This is a genomic window from Sphingomonas sp. LH128 (assembly GCF_000293195.2).
Classification (GTDB): domain Bacteria; phylum Pseudomonadota; class Alphaproteobacteria; order Sphingomonadales; family Sphingomonadaceae; genus Novosphingobium; species Novosphingobium resinovorum_A.
In genome coordinates this window covers 1-19,245 of the sequence record NZ_ALVC01000068.1, presented here as the reverse complement: position 1 = coordinate 19,245, position 19,245 = coordinate 1, and the positions used below count along the sequence as shown (strand labels likewise).

Sequence of the window (19,245 nt, the reverse complement as noted above, 5' to 3'; positions counted from 1 at the left end):
TGCGAAGACCCGCACCCCATCCGTCACAATTTTTTCCACGTCACGCGGCCCTGACGCTGCGGCGCAGTTCCCCGTAAGCGGCGAAAAGCCCCTCGAAATGCTGGAGGTTGCTGACGACCTTGCGTTGGCCTTGCGGGATTTGCGGGCTCTCGCAGAATTTCACGATCGCATTCGCCAGCGAGAAACGGTTGCCGGCCTTGAAGGTCAGCCCGCCGCCGTTCAGCGCATGATCGGCAGCGCCCCCCGCATCGGGTACGATCACGGTTGTTCCGCTGGCCCGTGCTTCGGCGCCAACCATGCAGAAGGTCTCGGCCTCGCAGCCGTGGACGACAGCATCGGCGCTCGCCAGGATTGCGGCGAAGGCAAAGCGATCGCGCTCGGGCTCGAACAGGCGGACGTGCGGATTGCCGGCGATAGCGCTGCGGATCGCGCGCTTCTCGCGACCTTCGCCGAACAGGACCAGGCCCACCGGCACTTGCGCACTCGCCGCGACGACCGCATCCACCACCATCGGCCAGCGCTTTTCCGGCGCCAGCCTGCCCGCCGCCACCAGCAGTCGGGCATTCGGATCAAGGCCGCACAGGGCCAGAAGCCGTGCCCGCAGTTCCGGATCACGTCGCTCGGGCGTGAAAACGCCGGTTTCGACGCCGAGCGGATGAACGCGCACGCCGGACACCCCGCCATCGCGAAGCCTGCCTGCGAGGTCGTGGTTGGCGCAGACGGTCATGTCGAACGCCAGGCCGAGTTCGCGCAAGTGATCCCAATAGCGCTCGAACCCGCGATCGATACGGGAGCGCGCCAGAAACGGCTCAAACCAGCGATAGGCGTAGGCGGACAACGGATCGGCGTGCATCACCAGGCTGCGGCGCGCGTTGCCCTGCCAGCGGGCCACCATGGCCGGACTGCGCCAGGGCGACGAGACCTCCACCACATCGGGTTTCTGCGCATCCAGTGCGGCATGCAGCGCGGCCTCGTCGGCGAAGTAGCCGTACTTGCGGTCCAGCGGGAAGCGCGGGGACGGCAACGTGACGATCGATGCGCCGGGGCCGCGCTCGACGATCGCATGTTCCTCGCCCGGGACGATGACGACGATCTCGTGGCCGAGTTGCGGCCCGATCCGCAGCTTCTGCTCGATATAGGTACGCACCCCGCCGCCCTGGGGGCTGTAAAAGGCGCAGACATCGACGATTTTCAAGGCTCAGCCCTTTCGCTTGAGCGGCGCGACGCCCAGGCCGCTGCGATAGTTCATCAAGATGGACAGCAGTGTCGGCCCGGCACCGGTTGTCACTGCAACCCTGGCCGCCTTCGGCTTGCTCCAGCCCAGCTTCGGGTTTCCGGAGAAGCCGATGCCATCGACGGTCCATCCGAACTTGCGATTGCCATCCCTGTCATGCAGCAGCGAGACCGCATATGTGCCCGGTCCCGGAACACGGATGCACAAGCGGACACTTCCTGTCTGCGGAACCGGCACCTCGACCCGTCGGAAAACCTTTCCGGCGTTGAGCAGGACGTTATCGTCCGCCAGGAAGTCTTCGTCGTTGGCGGGATAGACTTCCAGCTTCAGGGAGCCCTGCCGGTCCTTCAGTCCCTCGACATCGACCAGCAGCGACGGCCCCTGCTCATCCCGGCGGCATTGCCCTTCCTTCTTGCCCAGGTCAGGCGAAGAGGGGAGCGCCGCCGCGCCGAGCAGCAGGGCAGTCACAAACAGCGACGTGGCGCGGATCACCATGCGTCGACGGCTCGGCGCAGCAGGTCGGACATCACCAGACCGAGCCCCAGGACAAGGTGCACCAGCAGGATCGCCGAGGCCATCATCGTCATGAGCGCGGCGATGTCGGTCTCGTGACCAAGCGTGAAGACGGCGATGCCCGCGAAGACCACGTCCTTGTTCGGGATGAACGGCAGGCGCGAGATCAGCAGGCGCATCGTCGCCAGCAGCAGCCACCACATCGCCGGGACCGAGGGGAGTACCATGTGCCACAGCACCGCCGAGAGGATCGTCGTAAGGACGATGCGCCCCAGATGCATGAAGGTGATGTACCAGAGCGCATCCCGGTCCAGCGAGAATATCCGGCGCCGGAACGCCATCGCCAGGATCGACGTCGCCAGCACCACCGAAAGCGACAGCATGACCGCCCGGTTCTCGAACCCGATCGTGGACGAGCCCAGGAAGGGCCACAGCACCACCAGCAGGACGAGCGTGACGCCGTTGCCCGTCATCGCGGACAGGATCGACACGTCCTTGATCGCTCCGAAGGGCGCTGCGGTCATGGCGGCACGCTGGCGCGCCCAGGTGTAGAAATAGGCTTCGCCCAGGTAGCCGAGCAGGAGTTCGTTGCACACCAGCTTGCGCAGCAGCGCCGCGAAACCTTCCACGGGGAGCTGCCACAAGCGGCGATAGATGAACCACTCGCTGCCGGGACCGGCGAGATAGCTGAGCGCGAAGACGATCCAGAAGCCCGGATCGCGAGGGACCATGGACAGGATCCGCACCGTGTCCATGCCGCGCAGCTCGAGGACCACCCCAAGCGCGATCAGGATCGAGAACAGGACCGGCAACAGCGCAGTCCGGCGCTTCCACGATAGCGTATCCTGCGCGCGAAGCATCACGTTCGGTCGTTCCGCCATTGAAAGAGAAGGGGGCTGAAGCACAAGGAATTCCTTGAGAGTGAACGGGATATCCAGGGGAGGTTCGCGATTATCGCAGCGTTGGCGAGGCCATCAGGACCCGCATATGTCTGGCCGAAGCAATGGCCCGCCGCATGGTCGTCACGTAGGCTCCGGCAGCGATCTCGACAGTAAAGCGGTGCGAATACTCGCGCTGCATCGGGCCGGGCCGCGGAAGCTCGTCCGCATGCGCAATTTCCCGCGCCATCGCGTCGATGTCCCCGACCGGCACCAGCGTGGCGCGCACCCCTCGTCCGGCCAGTTCCTTCATGCTGGAGGAACAGTCGGTGGCGACGATCTGAAGCCCGGCGGCGATCGCTTCCAGGACGACGGCCGGCACGCCCTCGTAGTTCGAGGAAAGCAGAAGGCAGTCGGCGTCCCGCAGATAAGGGTCGGGATCAATCACATGGCCGCGGAAGCGCACCTTTTCCTCGATCGCCAGACCGCGCACGAGCGCTTCGAGTTGCGCCCGTTCCGGCCCGTCGCCCACGATCGTGAGTTCGTCGCCCGGCCTGAAGCCGGCTGCGAAGGCCCGCAGCATGACTTCGAGGTTCTTCTGGGGCACGAGACGCGAAAGCGCCAGGAAGCGATAGCGATGGCGGCTCCTCTGAATGCGGGGGATCGCCAAGAGACGGTCATAGCGCGCCTCGGTGAGCGCCGGATCGTGGATGGTCGTGACACGATGTGCCCCCACTGACATGGATTGGACGATCTCGCCGTGCATGGGTTCGGCCAGCGCCACGAACCGGTCCAGAGTCATCCCCTGCACCCGCAACCACAACTGGTAGACGCGCCGCCGGAAGATCGACTTGTCGCGCCGCACGAGGTCGTTGCTCACCTTGCTCACGATGGGCGGGCAGCGCTCGCCCAGCAGGAGGCGGGCGGCGACGCAGACGATCGCGTATGTGTTGCCGGGGCAGAAGATCACGTCCACCCGCTCGCGGGAAAGATGCAGGAAGAAGCACCAGATCATCCAGAGCGTCTCGAACCGCGCGGTCGGCACGCGGCTCGAGACGATCCGGTAGTCGAGGTGCGCGCTGACGCGCCCCCGATCCGAGCCTTCGTCCCGTCCCAGGACGATGGACACCTGGTGGCCGGTCTGCTGCCAGCGTTCAGCCAGATTGAGAGCCACACGCTCGACCCCACCGGGTTCGAAGCTGTGGATGGGTATTGCGATCCGCAAGGGCTCCGTCATGCCCATGGGACTCCGCGCCCCGACAGGACCCGCACTCCCCGGTGCGGGGATATGCAAATTATTTCAGAAGGTCGGCGTAGCGGCCCGGGACATGGCGACGGGAGAAAGCCCGCAAGGTGGCATCGATGCTGGCGACGATCGAGACCTTGGTCATGTCCCCGGGGTGAACCGCCAGCCGCAAGGTCCGCAGCGGCTGCAGCGCCGGCCGCGCCAACGCCGCGAAGGCCAGCGAGGACGCCGTGCGCATCGTGCTGCGCGATGCCCAGGTGACTACCGGTCCGCGCGCCAGCGGCTTGTCTTCTTGCCCCGGTCGCCACACGCGCATGTGGTCCTCGGCCAGGGCAAAGCCGCATTCACCCAGCGCCTGCATCGCGCCCGGACCGTAGAGCCAGGCGGGCGCGATGAAACCGGCGGCCGGTTTGCCGATGATGTCCTCGACCAGCGCCTTGCCGTCGCGCATGCGCTGCAGGGCCTCGGCATGGGAAAGGCCCAGGAACTCCCCCTCGCCCGCCGTCATGTGCCGCGCCTTCAGGCTGGCCGCGCCCTTGTGCTCGGCGGTATCGCGGTGGAACCAGCCATGCACGAACATCTCCACCCCGCTGTCCGCCCAGGCACGCAGCCGGGCCTGGAACCCGCGCGCCTCGGCAAGCGGAGCACGGCCCCAGTGATCGGGCACCACCAGCATGGCATAACGCGCCGGGCCGAGCCGCGCCTCGATCAGGTCGGCAAGCCGGTCCACCTGGCTTTCGAAGCAGGGCGCGACGTCGTGGATCGAGGCCAGCAGGCGCTTCTCAGAAACTTGCATCGAAACCTATCCTGATCGAGCGCGGACGCATCGGCGTCTGCTGCATTCCATCGGCGACGGAGAAGGGATTGCCAAAGGCGAATGTATTCGCACGGGTATTGAGCAGGTTGTCGAGGTCCAGCGCCAAGCCCCATTTGCCGAAGCCCAGTCGCGCGCCCGTCGATACGTCGTAGTAGCGCCCCTGCCCCAGCGCGAAAGGCGCCGGGATCGCGAGCTTGGAATGGCCGACGTAGCGTACCGCAGCATCGAGCGTGAGCCGCGCCCACGACAATTCCCGGTCGTACTTGCCCGCCACGCGCCAGCCTTCGTCGGCGATGTTGGGCAAGTCGCGATCGGTGGCGTCGGCGAAGGCGGGCGCGGGCCTCGACAAGTCGCTGGAATTGAGGAAGCCCGCCGCTTCGAACGACAGGTGGTCCTGCGCGCGCCATGCCAGCGAAAACGCCACGTTCTTCACACGGCCGGAACCGATGTTGGCGATATAGGGTAGCCCGTCCAGGCCCACGAGATCGGCCTGCACGTCCCGCCACTGCGCCAGCGAGACCGCGAGGCTTCCCGAGAGGCGGGCATCCTTCTCCATCCCGAAACGAACGCCCGCCTCGACGGTGCGGATACGGTCGGCCCCGAAACGCTCGGCGCTCTGCGAGTTGGAGGAACCCGTCACTTGCAGCCCGCCGGGACGATAGCCCTGCTGAAAACGGCCATAGACGAGCAGTCCGGGCCGCGCCGTCCACGAAATCGCGGCAGAGGGAAGGAACCGCTTCTGGGTGCGTACGGGCTCGAAGTCCTCGGAGGCCATCTGCCCGATGAACTGGCTCGTCTGCCGCACGTAGCTCAGCCGTCCGCCTGCGGTCAGCACGAGCGTTTTCGTAATCGGCACCCCGACTTCCCCGAACCCGGCCAGGTCGAGCGTCGTGTTCGACAGGCTGGTGAGCAGGTCCGGTGAGCCGGGCGTGCCCATGCTGCGCACGACCCGGTCGTCGTTGTGCACGACGCCGAACCCGGCCAGCCAGGTCCCCGAACCGCCCCAACTGCCGGACAATCGCGTCTCGTGGGACAGGAGGTGCACCGTGATCTCTTCGGTGAACTCGGTCGGCGATGCGGCTCCGCCAGGCGTCGCGTCGAACGTGGAATCGATCGTGTGATCGGCGTAGCCGGTGGAGGACACCAACTGCACCGTGCCCCAGTCCCGCCGCACCGTGAGGTCGGCGAGTCGATAGTCGTTGTCGAACGGTTGCGCGATCGCGGACCGGCGGGTCAGGTCCGGCTCGCCCCGCAAGGTGTATTGCCCGTCGCGAGAGGCGATGTCCTGGCTGAGGACCGACAGGTCGACGGTCCACGCCACGTCCGGCTGCCAGCGCAAACCGGCGCGGAAGCCCGTGGTCTTGTTGCGGTTGATGTCGCGCAAGCCCCGCTCGACATCGTCGATATAGCCGCCGTCAACGGTTTCGTAGGCAACTGCGCGCAGCGCCAGCTTGCCCCGCGCGAGCACGAGATTGCCGGTCACCGCCCCGTCGCCGCCCGGCGCACCGTCCTGCGTCAGGCGAACGCCTGCGGACACGTCGAAGGTATCGGATTGCAGGTCGGGCGCGTTGGGCACCAGCCGGATGATGCCGCCCAGCGTCCCCGCACCGTAGAGCGTGCCTTGCGGCCCTTCGAGCACTTCGACGCGGGCGATGTCGTAAAGCGCCAGATCGGGATCGGGCGCGCTGTAGATCAGACGCGTTTCGCCCAGGTACTGGCTGATCGTCGCTTGGCTGGAACCGTTGAAGCTGCTGTCGGCGATCCCGCGAATGAACACCTTGTTGCGGCCCGGCCCCAGGTTCGTGGAGGAAAGCTGGGGCAGCTTGCCGAGGATGAAGCCGGTGCCCTTGCCACCGGCGCGCGCAAGCTCCGTCCGCTCGGGCGCGACGACCGAGATACTGGCAGGGTAGTCGAGCAGCCCAAGGCGCTGCTTGGTCGCGGTGACGACGATGTCGGGGCCGGAACCCTCTGCAGGCGGGGATGGGCGCGGGGGGCGGGGAGTGCTTTTGCGCGGCGCCGGGGCCTGCCGCACCAGCTTCACGGTCCGGGCATCGACGAAGACGAAACCGTAGCCACTGCCCGCAAGCAGCACGGCCAGCGCCTGCTCCGTGTCATAGCGCCCCCTGATCCCGCGCGTACGCAGGGTATCGAGGCGGCTGTCCCCGATCGCGATCGAGATACCCGCCTGCTCCGACAGCACGATCAGTGCGTCCGACAGCCGCCCGGCCGGAACCGAGAACTGCTGCGCGGGCCGCGCCTGAGCCGATACGGGAAGCGCCAGAGCAACCGCCGTTGCCAGGCTTGCGCGCGCCCATCTCCTACCGCGTAATCGACCAACCATCGGCAGTTGCCGTCACCTTCAAACCAAGCAGAGTGCCGACGCGCTTTTGGAGGGAGACGTCATCGCCATCAAGCTGAATGACGCCGGAAAAACGACGATGCGAAATATCCGAACCCAGTTCGACGGCAATGCCCCGCGCGCGGGTGATATCCGCCGCGACCTCAACCATCGGTGCATCGTGATAGACCAGCCGTCCGCGTGTCCAGCCGCCGATCTCCGCCGCCGGCTTCGAACCTTCGACAATGCTGCCGCTCCCCGCATCGAGCGTATCCCCGGCATTCAGGCGCAGGCGAGTCATGCCGTCCTCGAAGCGCACCGCGCCTTCGGCCACTTCGACCCGCAGCACGTCCTTGCCACTGCGCACGTTGAATACGGTGCCCACATCGACGATGCGCTGGTCACCGACCGACAGCGTGAAGGGCCGCGCGGCGTCATGACTAACCGTGAACTGCGCCTCACCGCCCTTGAGCGTGGCGACCCGGGGATCGGACTTGTCCAGCACGATCTCCGTCCCGCCGTTAAGGACGATACGCGTGCCGTCGGACAGCGCGAAAGTCCGGGTCTCTCCAGGTGCGGTACGCACCGAATAATCGCTCGACAGAAGGCCGGAACCGGCCCAGGTGCCCAGCGCTGCGAAAGCGACGGAAGCGGCCATTGCCGGCCACATCCAGCGACGTGCGGGGCGCAGCTGCGCCATCTCCGGGAACGGATCGACCTCGACTTCAGCGGGCGCTTCACGGGCGATCTCCACCGCCGGCTCCAGCGCCAGGTCGGCGTCGCAGACGGCTTCGTAGATGTCGTTGTGGCGCGGATCGGCTTCGAGCCAGTCGGCGAAACCGCCCCAGTCCGCGTCCGAACCATCAGTCAGGCGCAAGTGCCAGGCGATCGCTGCATCGCGCATGGTCTGTTCAGCGAGCGGCTGCATCGGTGCCTCCTGCAGTGTCGAGGGCTGTCCCGCCTGAACCGGTCGGCGGCATCGCCTCCGGGTTCAGACGATTGCGGATTTCCAGTACGGCGCCATAGGCGCGCTGGAGATGTTTTTCGACCGCGCTCAGGCTGATGCCGAGATCGCGCGCGATCTCCTTCTGCGACACGCCTTCGATGCGGTATTGCCGGAAGACGTAGGCCGTGCGTTCCGGCAGCTTTGCCAGCCGCGCTTCCACGCGAGCCAGATGATCGCGGGCGAGCAGCGTCGTCTCCTGGTCTGGAGCGAGATCCGCCATCTCGATATCCGTCGCAGCCAGGCCGGACGGCGCGCCGAGCCAGTCCGCATCGCGAGCCTGCTGCCGCGCTTCGGTACGGCGGCGGGTATGCGCCATGTTGTTGAGCATCTGGTAGAGATAGGCCCGCGGCGAGCGTACCGGTCCGGTCACACTCGTCTCCACCCGGAGAAACAGGTCCTGCAACAGGTCATCGACGTCCGTCTCGCTGACACGGCGCGCCAGCAGGAACCGGCGCAGTTCGGGCCGCAGCGTCAGGCACAACTGGCGCAGGCCGGCATCGACCGGAACTTCGTGGCCATCGGATGTCATTGCCCGTCCAGCCTTGGCAAATGCAGTCTCCCCTCCAGGGCGGAGCAGACCCTTACGCGAACGAGCCGCCGGTGTCATCATCGCGCCCATTCAGAACATCGACGTCAGGGTAAGCCCGACGTCGCTCGCATGGCGCATTCCCGTTCCGGCGCCGACCGCGCGGCGGCCCTCGCGAGCCTCCAGCATCAGCCAGGTGCGCGCGTCGTCACCCCCGTCGCTCAGGTTCATCCGCAAGGCGGCGCGCACGCCGCGTGCCGCCGCCGGTTCGCCGTTGCCCATCCGTATCACGTCGAGGTCCATCTGCCGGCCACCCCAGCCGCCCTGCCGGAACCATCCGGTCGAGACCGACCACTGGCCGTGATGATCCCAGGTCACCTGCGCCGATGCGTAGCCCGCCGTCGATTTCGCGGGAAGCACCGCGGGAGACATGCTGCGACGCCCCGCCTTGCCGATATCGGCGCGTAGTCCGACGGTGTCCCCGTCGCCCACGGCGTGCCATGCGCGCAGCCCTGCCTGATGATCGCTGAAATGATCGCCCGACGCGCAGCAGTCCACGTCGCCATCGCGTGAGGATCGCAGGGACAGGTAGTCGAAGCTCCAGCCCGCATCTCCGCCATCGACCGCCAGACTGACGGCCTTCCCGCGATCCACGACGCCGCGATCGTGCCCGCTCCAGCGCACTTGTTCAGGCAGCAGCGAGACCGCGCGGGCACCGTGCATCTTTGCAGAGCGTGCCTCCGCACCGGTCGGCGCAGCCGCCGCCAGCACGCAAAATAGACTCAAGGTTCCGGTTCCGCGCATCCGCGCCGCTTCCCTTCCGTTGCTGTCCGACAAACCCGGGACAATGCTGGGACTCCGTCGCCTGCAGGGAACCGCACATCGAATTTCGAAGGTGCGGGTCACGCCGGACCGCGGGGTCTACTGCGTGAACCTGTGGGAGTATCTCGCGTGAAGCGCCTGCGCATGTTGACCGTCGCCACCCTGGCGGGAATCCTCGCCCTGAACTTGTCCCTGCCTTCCCCCGCCGCCGTCTCGCCCGAGCCGGTGCACGCCCGTCCGCATGTGGCGGGCGAGCTTTCGGTCATGACCTACAACGTCAAGGGCTTGCCCTTCCCCGCCGCCTACGGCCGCGCCGGCAAGCTGACCGAGATCGGGCAGCGCCTGGGCTACTTGCGCCGCGCCGGGGTGCAGCCGCATGTCGTCCTGCTTCAGGAGGCCTTCATACCGGAAGCCAAGGCCATCGCGCAGGCCGCCGGATACGCTCATGTCGCGCTGGGGCCGCAAATCTCCGACGTGCGGAGTGCGCCCACGGATCTTGCCGCGGGCGCGTCCTGGATCAAGGGGGAAAGCCTCGGTAAATGGGTCGATAGCGGCCTCGTGATCCTGTCCGACTATCCCATAGTCCGCACGCGCAAGATGGCGTTCCCGGCCGACATGTGCGCCGGCTTCGACTGCCTGGCCGCCAAGGGTGTGCTGCTAGCGTGGATAAAGGTGCCGGGACACGATGGCCCCGTCGCCATCGCCGACACCCATCTCAACTCACGCAAGGCTTCCGGCGTCGACGTGAACCGGGCCAATACCGCCTATGCGTTGCAAGTCGCCGCCGCACGCAACTTCATTCGCGCCAATGTGCAGGCCGATACGGACATCATCTTCGGCGGGGATTTCAATCTCGGCCACGACCCCAACCGCGTCGCGGCCGAGGAGGCCGAAGGCGGCATCGTGCCCGGGGCGCGGGAGGCAACGTCTCTGGCGAATTCGATCGACACGACGGGGATGGCCGCGCGCGACCGCACCGCGATCCTCTCACGCGCCAAGGACAAGCAGTATTTCCGCGCCGGCACCGACGAGGGACTGGCCTTGCGCGACCTGGAAGTGCCCTTCGGCATCCGCAACGGCGGGACCGAATTGTCGGACCATCTGGGTTTTGTCGCCAGCTACGCGGTTCGCTGAACCGCCGCGACAGCGCAAAAAGAATGGGGCGAACTTGCGTTCGCCCCAAGGTTGGTGGCGCGTCGGCAGCGCAAATGTTGGGGCTAGTGCGCTGCAGCTGCGTCAGGATCCTTCGGACGAGTCCGGCGGCAGGTAGATGTCAGGCTTCTTCGCAGGCTTGGGCGCAACGACCTGCGGTGTCACCACGTCGAGCTTTTCCATCTGCGCCCGCGCGACCTTGGCCGTCAGCGGCAGCCACTTGCCGTCGGCCTGGACGATCTCCTGACCCTCCCGGCTCAGGACAAAGCGCAGGAATTCCTTGAGCCGGGGCTCCATCGGCTGGCCTGCAAGCTGGTCCGCATAGGCATAGACGCCGAGACCCAGTGGATAGCTGCCCTGCTGCACGGTATCGAGGCTGGGCTTGACGAACGCCTTGCCCTTTGCGTCCGAGATCGGCACCACGCGCGTCCCCGCCGCCGCGAAGGTCGAGGGCGCGAAGGTGATCGCGCAAGGGTCCTCGGCGACGATCTTCGCACGGTCCGCGCTCGGCACGGTCCGGCTCTTGTCCGCGTTCAGCGCGAGCGGAACCTCCCGCGCGGTGTCGTTCCAGATGTTGCCGCCCGCCAGCACCTTGCGCTCGAACACCGACATCAGGTGATACTTGAGCGGCGGGATGACCACGTTGATCGGCTTGTTGGCGCAGTAGCCCGTGACCCCGGCCTGCGCCCAGGTCCGGATGTTCTGGTCCGCACCGCGCCCGGCCTGACGGCGCCAGGTCGTACCGGCCCAGCCGCCGCGACGCGGTCCTCCGAAGATGCCGTCGAGCTGCTTGACGCTGAGGCCCTTGATCGGGTTCTTTGCATTCACCAGGATCGCGAACGCGGGGCTCCAGCCCGAAACATCGGCCGCCCCGGTCGCGATCTGTATCTCGCGCGGGGAGCGTTCGTGCTTCATCTGGAAGTTGTAGTATTCGCCCGCGAAGTAGGTCGTCCACTTGCGGCCCATCGAGACATCGACCTGCCCCGAATTGAGATCGCCGTCCTTGAGCTCGAACTTGACGCCCGGGTGCAGCTTTTCGAAGGCAGCGACCAATGCCGGGCCGACCTTGCTGGCCATCATCTGCCCACTCGCGGGCATGCGGATCACGCCTGATACCTGCGCGCCCGGCTTGTAAGCGGGCAGGCCCGAAAGGTCGAACCGCTTCGTGTAGTACGCCTGCGTAGCCGAAACCTTGCCGGTCTCGTCGGGGCTTTCGCCTTCCCACTTCTTGGGCGCGATCATGTCGGTCTGCAGCCCGAGTTCGCGCTCATCGACCTCCGGGCCGATGGCATCGAGCTTGGCGATCATCTCGCGCGCGTGCGAGGCCGGGACGGTGAACCACTTGCCATCGCGCTGGATCGCATCCTGCCCTTCCCGGCTGAGCATGAAGGTAAGGAATTCCTTCACCAGCGGATCGAGCGGTTTGCCCGGCGCAAGGCGCGCCTGCGCCCACTGCTCGATGAACAGCGGATAGCTGCGGTCGCGCAGCGACTGCTCGGTGATCGCCACGAACGGCCCCGCCTTGGTGGCCGCAAGCGGCAGCGCCCTCACGCCGGGAATCGACGAGCCCATGTCGCTGAACACGATGCCGTACTTGTCGGCGGCCATGTCCTTCACCATTTCGACCGACGAGGTGTACCGGGTGTAGTCCGGGTTCATCTCGTGCGAATACTCCATGGTATTCTCGTTCCAGATGTCGCCTCCCTGGAACACCTTGCGCTCGAAGCCGAGCTGGATGTTGTATTTGAGCGGGCGGCCGTAGATGTGGATGGGCTTGTCCGCCCATTCCCCGGTCAGGCCCAGTTGGCCCCAGGTCCGCAGGTTCTTGTCCGCTCCCCGCGCCGAGCCCGGATCCCAGGTCGTGCCCTTCCAGCCGCCGGTCCGCGCGCCCGCGAAGATGCCGTCGAGCTGGTCGACCGACATGTGCGCGATCGGGTTGTCCTTGTGCACGAAGATGACGAAACCGGGGCTCCAGCCCGGAACGTTGTACGATCCCGTCGCCCAGTCCACCTCGAAGATGCGCTGCTTGGTCGAGCGCTCGTATTCCGACACTTCGCGCAGGCGGTCGGCGATGCGCGGGCCGGTCTGGATGTCGACCTTGCCCGACGCGATCGTGCCTTGCTGGACGATCTCGACCTTCACGCCCGGCTGGAACTTCTGGAACGCCGCGACCCACTGATCCTTGATCAGCCCGTCGTGCAGGTAGAGCCCGGAAATGCGGATCGTACCGGAAAGCTGCTGCTTGGGCGCATAGGCCGGATAATCGTCCATCGGCGCCAGTTCGGTATAGAATCGCTTCTTGGCGCGCGCGTCGGTCCGCGCGTTGTGCTCGCCGCGAATGACGAGGTTTTCGAGCATCCCGTCGCCCAGCCGGTCGATGATCTGCTGGTAGCTCTCGCCGGTCGCGCGCTTGTCGTCCTGTGCGTGCGACGGCGCCGGCGGCGCGGTGTCCTGAGCCTGCGCCGCTGCGAGCCCGCAGAGCATGACGGCCCCGATCGCGTAGCGCGAACTTGCGGCCAGCGCGCGGCTGGTCGAGCGATGTACAGCAGCAGTTCTTCCAGACCTGGAAGTCATGTCTCTCTCCCGATTATTGCCCCTGACGACGCATCGCGCCGTCTGTCAATGGACCCCGTTCTGCCGGACGAAGCTGTCAACGAGCCGTCATTGCGGCGCAGCATCGCGGAATTTCTTCACAAGCGAAATTTGCCGCCCCTCAGGTCTTGAACTGAGCATGTAAACAGCCCCATGCTGCGCAGCAATTGCGTAAGGGAGAGAACGATTGCGCATTCTTCTGGTTGAGGACGACGAGGATGTTGGCGACGCCATCGCAAGGCGGCTGCGCGGCGACGGCCACGCTCTCGACTGGCTCAAGGACGGCGAGGAAGCCGACGACGTGCTGAAATACCAGCCGTTCGACCTCGTCATCCTCGATATCGGGCTGCCCGGGATGGACGGCTTTTCCGTCCTGCAGGGCCTGCGCAGCCGGGGAGACCGGTGCCCGGTCCTGATGCTGACGGCGCGATCGGACATCGAGGATCGTGTCACCGGGCTCGATGTCGGCGCCGACGATTACATGTCCAAGCCGTTCGATTTCCGGGAACTGGATGCGCGGTGCCGTGTGCTGCTGCGCCGCACCCAGTCCGTCACCACCAGCACCACGACATTGGGCAAGCTGGTGTTCGACCGCAGCGCCAAGCGCGCGCTGCTCGACGATATCCAGGTCCACCTGCCCAACCGCGAGTACCGGCTGCTCGAAATCCTGATGGGCAACATCGGCAAGGTGCTGACCAAGGAGCAGATCGGCGCGCAACTGTTCGACTTCGACGACGACGCCGGGGCAAACGCCATCGAACTCTACATCGGCCGCCTGCGCCGCAAGCTGGGGGAGGCGCTGACGATCAGGACGGTGCGCGGCATGGGCTACGTGGCCGAGCCCAATGACGCGAACGCCTAGGACGTTCTCGCTCCGCCTGCGCCTTGCGGCGGGCATGGCGGCGCTTTTCCTGGTCGGCATGCTGGGGCTCTACGCTGCCGCGTTCGCGTTCGGACGCACCGCTGCGGACAGATTGTACGACCGGCTGCTGGCCAGCGCGGGACGCTCCATCGCGGAAACGCTCGTCGTAACCAACGCCGGCTTCGACGTCGACATACCCTATTCGGCATTCGAAACGCTCGGCGCGGCCCCGGAGGATCGCGTGTTCTACCGCGTCTTCGACGACGCCGGGGACACCGTCACCGGCTATGGCGATCTCCCGCTATCCCCGGTCGCCCCGCGCGCCAGCGCCTATCGCCCCGATGCGACGTTCTTCACTGCGGACTATCGCGGCGAGCCAGTCCGCTTCGTCACCGTCGGGCGCAAGCTGGCAAGCGTGGACGCGCCCTCGAACCTGCGTCCCGTCTGGGTCGAGGTGGGCCAGACCCGGCGCGCCCATAGCGCGCTGGTCCATGAACTCGTGCTCCGGTCGCTTTTCCCGATCGCCTTCATGACGATCGTGGGCCTGCTGATCATGTGGTTCGGCGTGGGCCATGCCCTGCGCCCGCTCGCACGGATCGGCGACGAACTGTCCACGCGCGCGCCGACCGACCTGCATCCGATCAGCGCCCCGGTTCCTTCCGAAGTGGTGCCCCTAGTCTCCGCGATCGACGGCTTCATGGAGCGCCTGCGGCTCAACATCCACACCTTGCGCAGTTTCGTCGGCGAGGCCGCGCATCAGTTGCGCACGCCGCTTGCCGCGATCCGGGCGCAGGCGCAGGTCGCGGACCGGGCGGATGCGAAAGATCTTGGCCGCAGCCTCGACGCGGTCGAGCGCAATGCAGCGAAGCTGACCCGGCTCGTGAACCAGATGCTCAGCGACGCGACGATGAGCCATCGCTCGGACACGCTGGCTTCCGAGCGGTTCGACGTAATCGACGTGGTGCGCGAAACCGTCCATGAAATGACCGCCTTTCGCGAGGACGGCACGTGCGACCTGACGATTGCGATCGACGATGCCCCGGCGCAGGGCGATCCGCTCATGCTTGCAGAAGCGCTGCGCAACGTCGTCGACAATGCCTGGGTCCATGGAGGAGGTGAAGCCGAACTCGGCCTTCGCCTGGAGGGCGAGACTTACCTAATCGACGTCGCGGACCGGGGCCGGGGCATCTCGGACCCCATGAAGGAGGCAAGTTTCGAGCGCTTCGTCCAGGGCGCGCAGCCCCGTGGCGGTGCCGGTCTGGGCCTCGCCATCGCCCGCCGCGCGGTGACCAGCCATGGAGGGACGATCGCACTGCTCGACCGGCCAGGCGGAGGTCTCATCGTGCGCATCGGCATTCCGGCATTGGTGCAAGAGGCATGAGCAGGCGACCGGTCATCATTGCCGTCGTCGTGCTGGCGGTCGCGGCGGCGCTTGCCGCCACCATCTTCCCGGTTTCGCACGGCGGCAGGGCTCCGCGCTCGAAGGTGGTCGTGCTGGGCACCAGCGGGGAGAGCCTTCTCGCTCCGGCCATCCGGGCATTTCACGAGAAAAATCCTTCGACGACCATCGAGTATCACGAGATGGACGGCCTCTCTATCTACCGCAAGGTCGCCGATGATCTTGCGAAAGGGCGCAGCGGGGCGGATTTCACGCTCAGCACTTCGATGGATCTGCAGGTCAAGCTCGTCAACGATGGTGCATCCAGTCCTCATGTCTCGCAGAATGCCGCCGCGCTCCCGCCTTGGGCACGCTGGCGCAACGAGGCTTTTGGCGTCACTTTCGAGCCCATCGTCATGGTGTTCAACACGAACGTCATGCATGGTCGCACCATCCCGCGTTCGCGTTCCGAACTGCTGGAGGCAATTGCGGCCGACCCTGCTTTCTGGCGCGGCAGGATCGGCACTTTCGACCCTCGCCGCAGCGGCACCGGCTACCTGATGCTGTCGCAGGACTATCGCCAGTCCGGCGACGCGAGTGCCCTGTTCCGTGCCTTCGGTGAAAGCGGGGTCTTCCTCGACGAAGACAGTTCCGCCATCTTCCGCAGGCTGGACCGGGGCGAGCTGGCGATGTCCTACAACAGCCTGAGCAGCTACGCGCGGCGGCGGCAGGCTGCTGGGGCGCCGCTCGAGATCGTGTTCCCGCACGAATTCACCCTCGCCATCCTGCGCACCGCCGTCATCCCGCGCAACGCGGCAAACCCGCAGGGCGCGCATGCCTTCCTGGAATTCCTGCTCTCGCCGGAAGGCCAGCGCGCGCTCTCGCGCAATACCGGGTTCTACGGCATCCGCGAGGATGCGGTCACCGGCGGCATCGGCATCACCGAATCGGGCATCGTCCGTCCGGTGCCGCTTGGGCCGGGCTTGCTGGTCTACCTCGATCAACACAAACGACGGCGCCTGCTGGAAAACTGGGACAGCCTGATGGAACGGCAGTCCCTCTGAAGAAAGCCCGCGTCACGCCGTTGCTGCGCTGCAATGTCAGGTGGATGATAGGTTGAACTGCCATCCTGACCGGCAGGCACGTATCGTGTCGCCATTGTCAGGAGAGGATACCATGAAATTTTTGGCGTTGACTGCCGCGCTGTTGCTGTCGGCGGCACCATCGGCTTCGATCGCGGCCGAGCAAGGCGCGCAGCCGGAAACCACCCGCGATGCGGACGCCCTGTCGAAGGCCCGTGCGATCGGCACCAAGATTCGCAAGGTGAAGAAATTCTACGAGCCGCAGTTCGATATCTCCGGGCTGGAATCCTACAAGCCGCAGCAGCAGGTCTCGGGCACGATCCGGCAGTGGGGTAACAACTACATCAAGGATTCCGGGCTCGTCGATGTCTGGGAAGCCGAGTTCAGGAAGCATCAGCCCGGCATCCAGTTCTCCGACAACCTCTACTCCTCCGCCGTCGGCTTCCCCGGGCTGGTGGCAAACGTCGCGGACCTCGCGCCGATGGGCCGTCAGGCGCTGTGGGACGAACTCAAGGGCTTCGAGCGCGAAGGCGCGGGCGGCGGTGACGACGGCGCGAGTTCGACCGAACTGGTCGAAATCGTCATGGCCACCGGCAGCTTCGACGTGCGCGGCTGGACGTATGCACTCGGCTTCTTCGTCAACAAGGACAACCCGCTCGCCTCGCTCAGCATGGAGCAGCTCGACGGCATCTTCGGCGCACGGCGCGATGGCGGCTGGGACGGACTGACCTGGCGCACGGACTGGGCACGCGGACCGGAGAAGAACATCCGGACCTGGGGGCAACTGGGCCTTAAAGGCAAGTGGGCCGACAAGCCGATCCACGTCTACGGCTACAACGCGAAGTACCACTTCCAGGACGAGATCGACAAGAAAGTGCTCAAGGGATCGTCCAAGTGGAACGAGGACCTGCGCGCCTATTCGAACATCACCGGGCTGAAGAAGGACGGATCGCTGACGGCGGGCGGCGAACTCATCATGAACGCGGTCGCTGCCGACCCTTACGGCATCGGCTATACCGGCATGCCCTTCGCCCAGCCCGGCGGGAAGGTCCTCGCCCTTTCGACCGGCAAGGGCGCTCCGGTTCCGCTGACGCTCAAGACCGTGCAGGATCGCAGCTATCCGCTGCTTCGCGACGTCTATTATTACGTGAAGAAGCAGAAGGGGAAGCCGATCGACCCCAAGGTCAAGGAATTCCTGCGCTACGTCCTCAGCCGCGAAGGCCAGGCGGCGGTGCAGGCCGACGGCAAGTATCTGCCCCTCACCCCCGAGGCCGCGAAGGAACAGCTGGCCAAGCTCGACGCGATCGACTGAGGCCCAACGGCTCCGGCGGTGCATCGCGCCGCCGGAGCTGCTGCCTTATTGCAGAAACGCGGCAAGGCCCCGCTCGGGATCGAGAATCCCTTCGTAGATCATCCGCAGCGCCACGAAGAGGATGGCGGCAAGGCCGATATAGGCGATCCAGCGATACCGCTCGATCAGTCGCGCCAGGAAGTTCGCGGCCACGCCCATCAGCACCACGGACAGCACCAGCCCGGTAACGAGCAGGCCGGGATGCTCGCGCGCCACTCCGGCCACGGCCAGGACGTTGTCGAGGCTCATGCTGACGTCCGCCACCATGACGGCCACCGCTGCTCCAGCGAAGGACTTGGGCGCTGCCGGCTTGGCCGCAATCTCCGCATCGTCGCCGGACGCCTGCAGTTCGCGCCAGAATTTCCAGCCGACCCAGAGCAGCAGCAGGCCGCCTGCAAACACCAGTCCCTTCATCTGCAGCAACTGCGTCACCGCAAGCGCGAAAACGATGCGCAGCACCAGCGCCGCCGCGATCCCCATGAGGATGATGCGGTGCCGCCGCGACGGCGAGAAACCCGCCGCCAGCGCCCCGACGACGATGGCGTTGTCGGCGGCAAGGACGACGTCGATCAGCACGATCTGGCCGAGCGATGCCAGCATGACTGGGTCGGCCAGATGCATGGCGTCGGACGCCATGGTATCGAACATGGACAAGGGGATCACCTCGCAGGAATTCGGGGCAGAAAGTCGGGGCAGGAAGTCAGTAAGAAAAGCGGGTACGCGCCGTCATTCCCAGCGGGCATCGCCGCCGAGGGCACGGAACAGCGCGACGCGGTTGCTCGCGGCCTCCAGTTCTATGGCGACGATGTCGCGCCGAGCGGAATAGGCGGCGCGCTGGGCGACGAGACTGGAAAGGAACGTATCGACGCCGCGCCGGTATCGGGCATCGGCAAGCGCATAGCCATCTTCGGCGGCCACGGCCTGACGGCGGATCGCGGCCATTTCCGCGTCGATCGTGCCGCGCCGTGCGAGCCCGTCCGCCACGTCGCGAAAAGCCGACTGGATCGACTTTTCGTAAGTGGCCAGCGCCGCATCCCGCTGTGCCTGCGAGAGGCGAACACCGGCCTTCGCCGCGCCCGCCTGGAAGATGGCATAGCTGGCATCCCCCGAACCCGAGTAGCGAAACGCCCCGCCGGTAAAGAGGCCGGAGAGCGCGTTGCTCGCGAAGCCCAGCAGGCCGGTGAGCGAGATGCGGGGGAACATGGCTGCCCGTGCGGCGCCGATCTCGGCATTTGCCGCAAGCATCAGGTATTCGGCCTGGATGACGTCGGGCCGTCGCAGCAGAACCCGGGAATCCACCCCTGCGGGGACCTCCTTAACGCCTTGCGCGGCCTGCTCGATCCGGTCGGGGAGCAGGTCATTCGCGATCGGGACTCCGACGAGAAGCTGCAGACCGTTGATGTCCTGCGCCAGTGCGGTGCGCTGCCTCGCAACGTCCGCCTCGGCGG

The 19,245-nt window shown here is 66.2% G+C and carries 17 protein-coding genes; 5 read left to right on the top strand and 12 right to left on the bottom strand.

What is annotated here, in order from left to right; translation table 11 throughout:
• Window positions 1–40: 40 nt before the first annotated feature.
• The 9 genes from LH128_RS06295 to LH128_RS06255 all read right to left on the bottom strand — a co-directional run bounded on the left by LH128_RS06295 (window position 41) and on the right by LH128_RS06255 (window position 9,362).
• Entirely contained in the window at window positions 41–1,195 is a 1,155-nt protein-coding gene (locus LH128_RS06295; protein WP_008828756.1) for a glycosyltransferase, read from the bottom strand.
• Between the two features lie 3 nt (window positions 1,196–1,198).
• Window positions 1,199–1,729: a DUF2141 domain-containing protein gene (locus tag LH128_RS06290; protein ID WP_008828755.1), complete on the bottom strand. Its 531-nt coding sequence runs from the start codon at window positions 1,727–1,729 to the stop codon at window positions 1,199–1,201.
• Complete coding sequence (locus LH128_RS06285; protein ID WP_008828754.1) at window positions 1,723–2,607, bottom strand: hypothetical protein; 885 nt, start codon at window positions 2,605–2,607, stop codon at window positions 1,723–1,725. Before LH128_RS06285 ends, LH128_RS06290 begins: the two co-directional genes overlap by 7 nt.
• Window positions 2,608–2,698: 91 nt before the next feature.
• The gene (locus LH128_RS06280; RefSeq protein WP_036528426.1) at window positions 2,699–3,862 is read right to left on the bottom strand and encodes a glycosyltransferase; all 1,164 of its coding nucleotides are present in this window, start codon (window positions 3,860–3,862) and stop codon (window positions 2,699–2,701) included.
• Between the two features lie 58 nt (window positions 3,863–3,920).
• Window positions 3,921–4,667, bottom strand: a complete 747-nt coding sequence (locus tag LH128_RS06275) for a DUF2334 domain-containing protein (protein WP_008828752.1) — start codon at window positions 4,665–4,667, stop codon at window positions 3,921–3,923.
• Entirely contained in the window at window positions 4,654–7,029 is a 2,376-nt protein-coding gene (locus LH128_RS06270) for a TonB-dependent receptor domain-containing protein (RefSeq protein WP_037518082.1), read from the bottom strand. The genes LH128_RS06275 and LH128_RS06270 overlap by 14 nt, the downstream gene beginning before the upstream one ends.
• Window positions 7,007–7,954, bottom strand: coding sequence for a FecR family protein (locus LH128_RS06265; RefSeq protein ID WP_008828750.1), 948 nt, complete (start codon window positions 7,952–7,954; stop codon window positions 7,007–7,009). Before LH128_RS06265 ends, LH128_RS06270 begins: the two co-directional genes overlap by 23 nt.
• Window positions 7,938–8,561, bottom strand: a complete 624-nt coding sequence (locus LH128_RS06260) for an RNA polymerase sigma factor (protein WP_008828749.1) — start codon at window positions 8,559–8,561, stop codon at window positions 7,938–7,940. Before LH128_RS06260 ends, LH128_RS06265 begins: the two co-directional genes overlap by 17 nt.
• Before the next feature lie 90 nt (window positions 8,562–8,651).
• Window positions 8,652–9,362, bottom strand: coding sequence for a hypothetical protein (locus LH128_RS06255; RefSeq protein WP_008828748.1), 711 nt, complete (start codon window positions 9,360–9,362; stop codon window positions 8,652–8,654).
• Between the two features lie 147 nt (window positions 9,363–9,509).
• On the opposite strand from LH128_RS06255, the gene LH128_RS06250 reads away from it, so the two are divergent.
• Window positions 9,510–10,514, top strand: a complete 1,005-nt coding sequence (locus LH128_RS06250) for an endonuclease/exonuclease/phosphatase family protein (protein WP_008828747.1) — start codon at window positions 9,510–9,512, stop codon at window positions 10,512–10,514.
• Between the two features lie 102 nt (window positions 10,515–10,616).
• Here the strand turns inward: LH128_RS06250 and LH128_RS06245 are convergent, their stop codons facing one another.
• On the bottom strand, window positions 10,617–13,106 hold the full coding sequence (locus tag LH128_RS06245; protein ID WP_202950090.1) for a PstS family phosphate ABC transporter substrate-binding protein: 2,490 nt from the start codon (window positions 13,104–13,106) through the stop codon (window positions 10,617–10,619).
• A gap of 205 nt (window positions 13,107–13,311) precedes the next feature.
• Here LH128_RS06245 and LH128_RS06240 point away from each other — a divergent pair, with 205 nt between their 5' ends.
• The 4 genes from LH128_RS06240 (at window position 13,312) to LH128_RS06225 (ending at window position 17,758) form a co-directional block, all read left to right on the top strand.
• Window positions 13,312–13,986, top strand: coding sequence for a response regulator transcription factor (locus LH128_RS06240; protein ID WP_008828745.1), 675 nt, complete (start codon window positions 13,312–13,314; stop codon window positions 13,984–13,986).
• Window positions 13,987–14,020: 34 nt separating this feature from the next.
• Window positions 14,021–15,367 carry a sensor histidine kinase gene (locus tag LH128_RS06235; RefSeq protein ID WP_008828744.1) on the top strand — a complete coding sequence of 449 codons (1,347 nt, stop codon included), beginning with the start codon at window positions 14,021–14,023 and terminating at the stop codon, window positions 15,365–15,367.
• Window positions 15,364–16,428, top strand: coding sequence for an ABC transporter substrate-binding protein (locus tag LH128_RS06230; protein WP_008828743.1), 1,065 nt, complete (start codon window positions 15,364–15,366; stop codon window positions 16,426–16,428). Before LH128_RS06235 ends, LH128_RS06230 begins: the two co-directional genes overlap by 4 nt.
• A 112-nt stretch (window positions 16,429–16,540) precedes the next feature.
• Window positions 16,541–17,758: a PstS family phosphate ABC transporter substrate-binding protein gene (locus LH128_RS06225; protein WP_008828742.1), complete on the top strand. Its 1,218-nt coding sequence runs from the start codon at window positions 16,541–16,543 to the stop codon at window positions 17,756–17,758.
• 45 nt (window positions 17,759–17,803) lie between these two features.
• Here the strand turns inward: LH128_RS06225 and LH128_RS06220 are convergent, their stop codons facing one another.
• Window positions 17,804–18,445, bottom strand: a complete 642-nt coding sequence (locus tag LH128_RS06220) for a YjbE family putative metal transport protein (protein WP_008828741.1) — start codon at window positions 18,443–18,445, stop codon at window positions 17,804–17,806.
• Between the two features lie 78 nt (window positions 18,446–18,523).
• On the bottom strand, window positions 18,524–19,245 hold a 722-nt coding region (locus LH128_RS06215), incomplete at its 5' end, for a TolC family protein (RefSeq protein ID WP_008828740.1).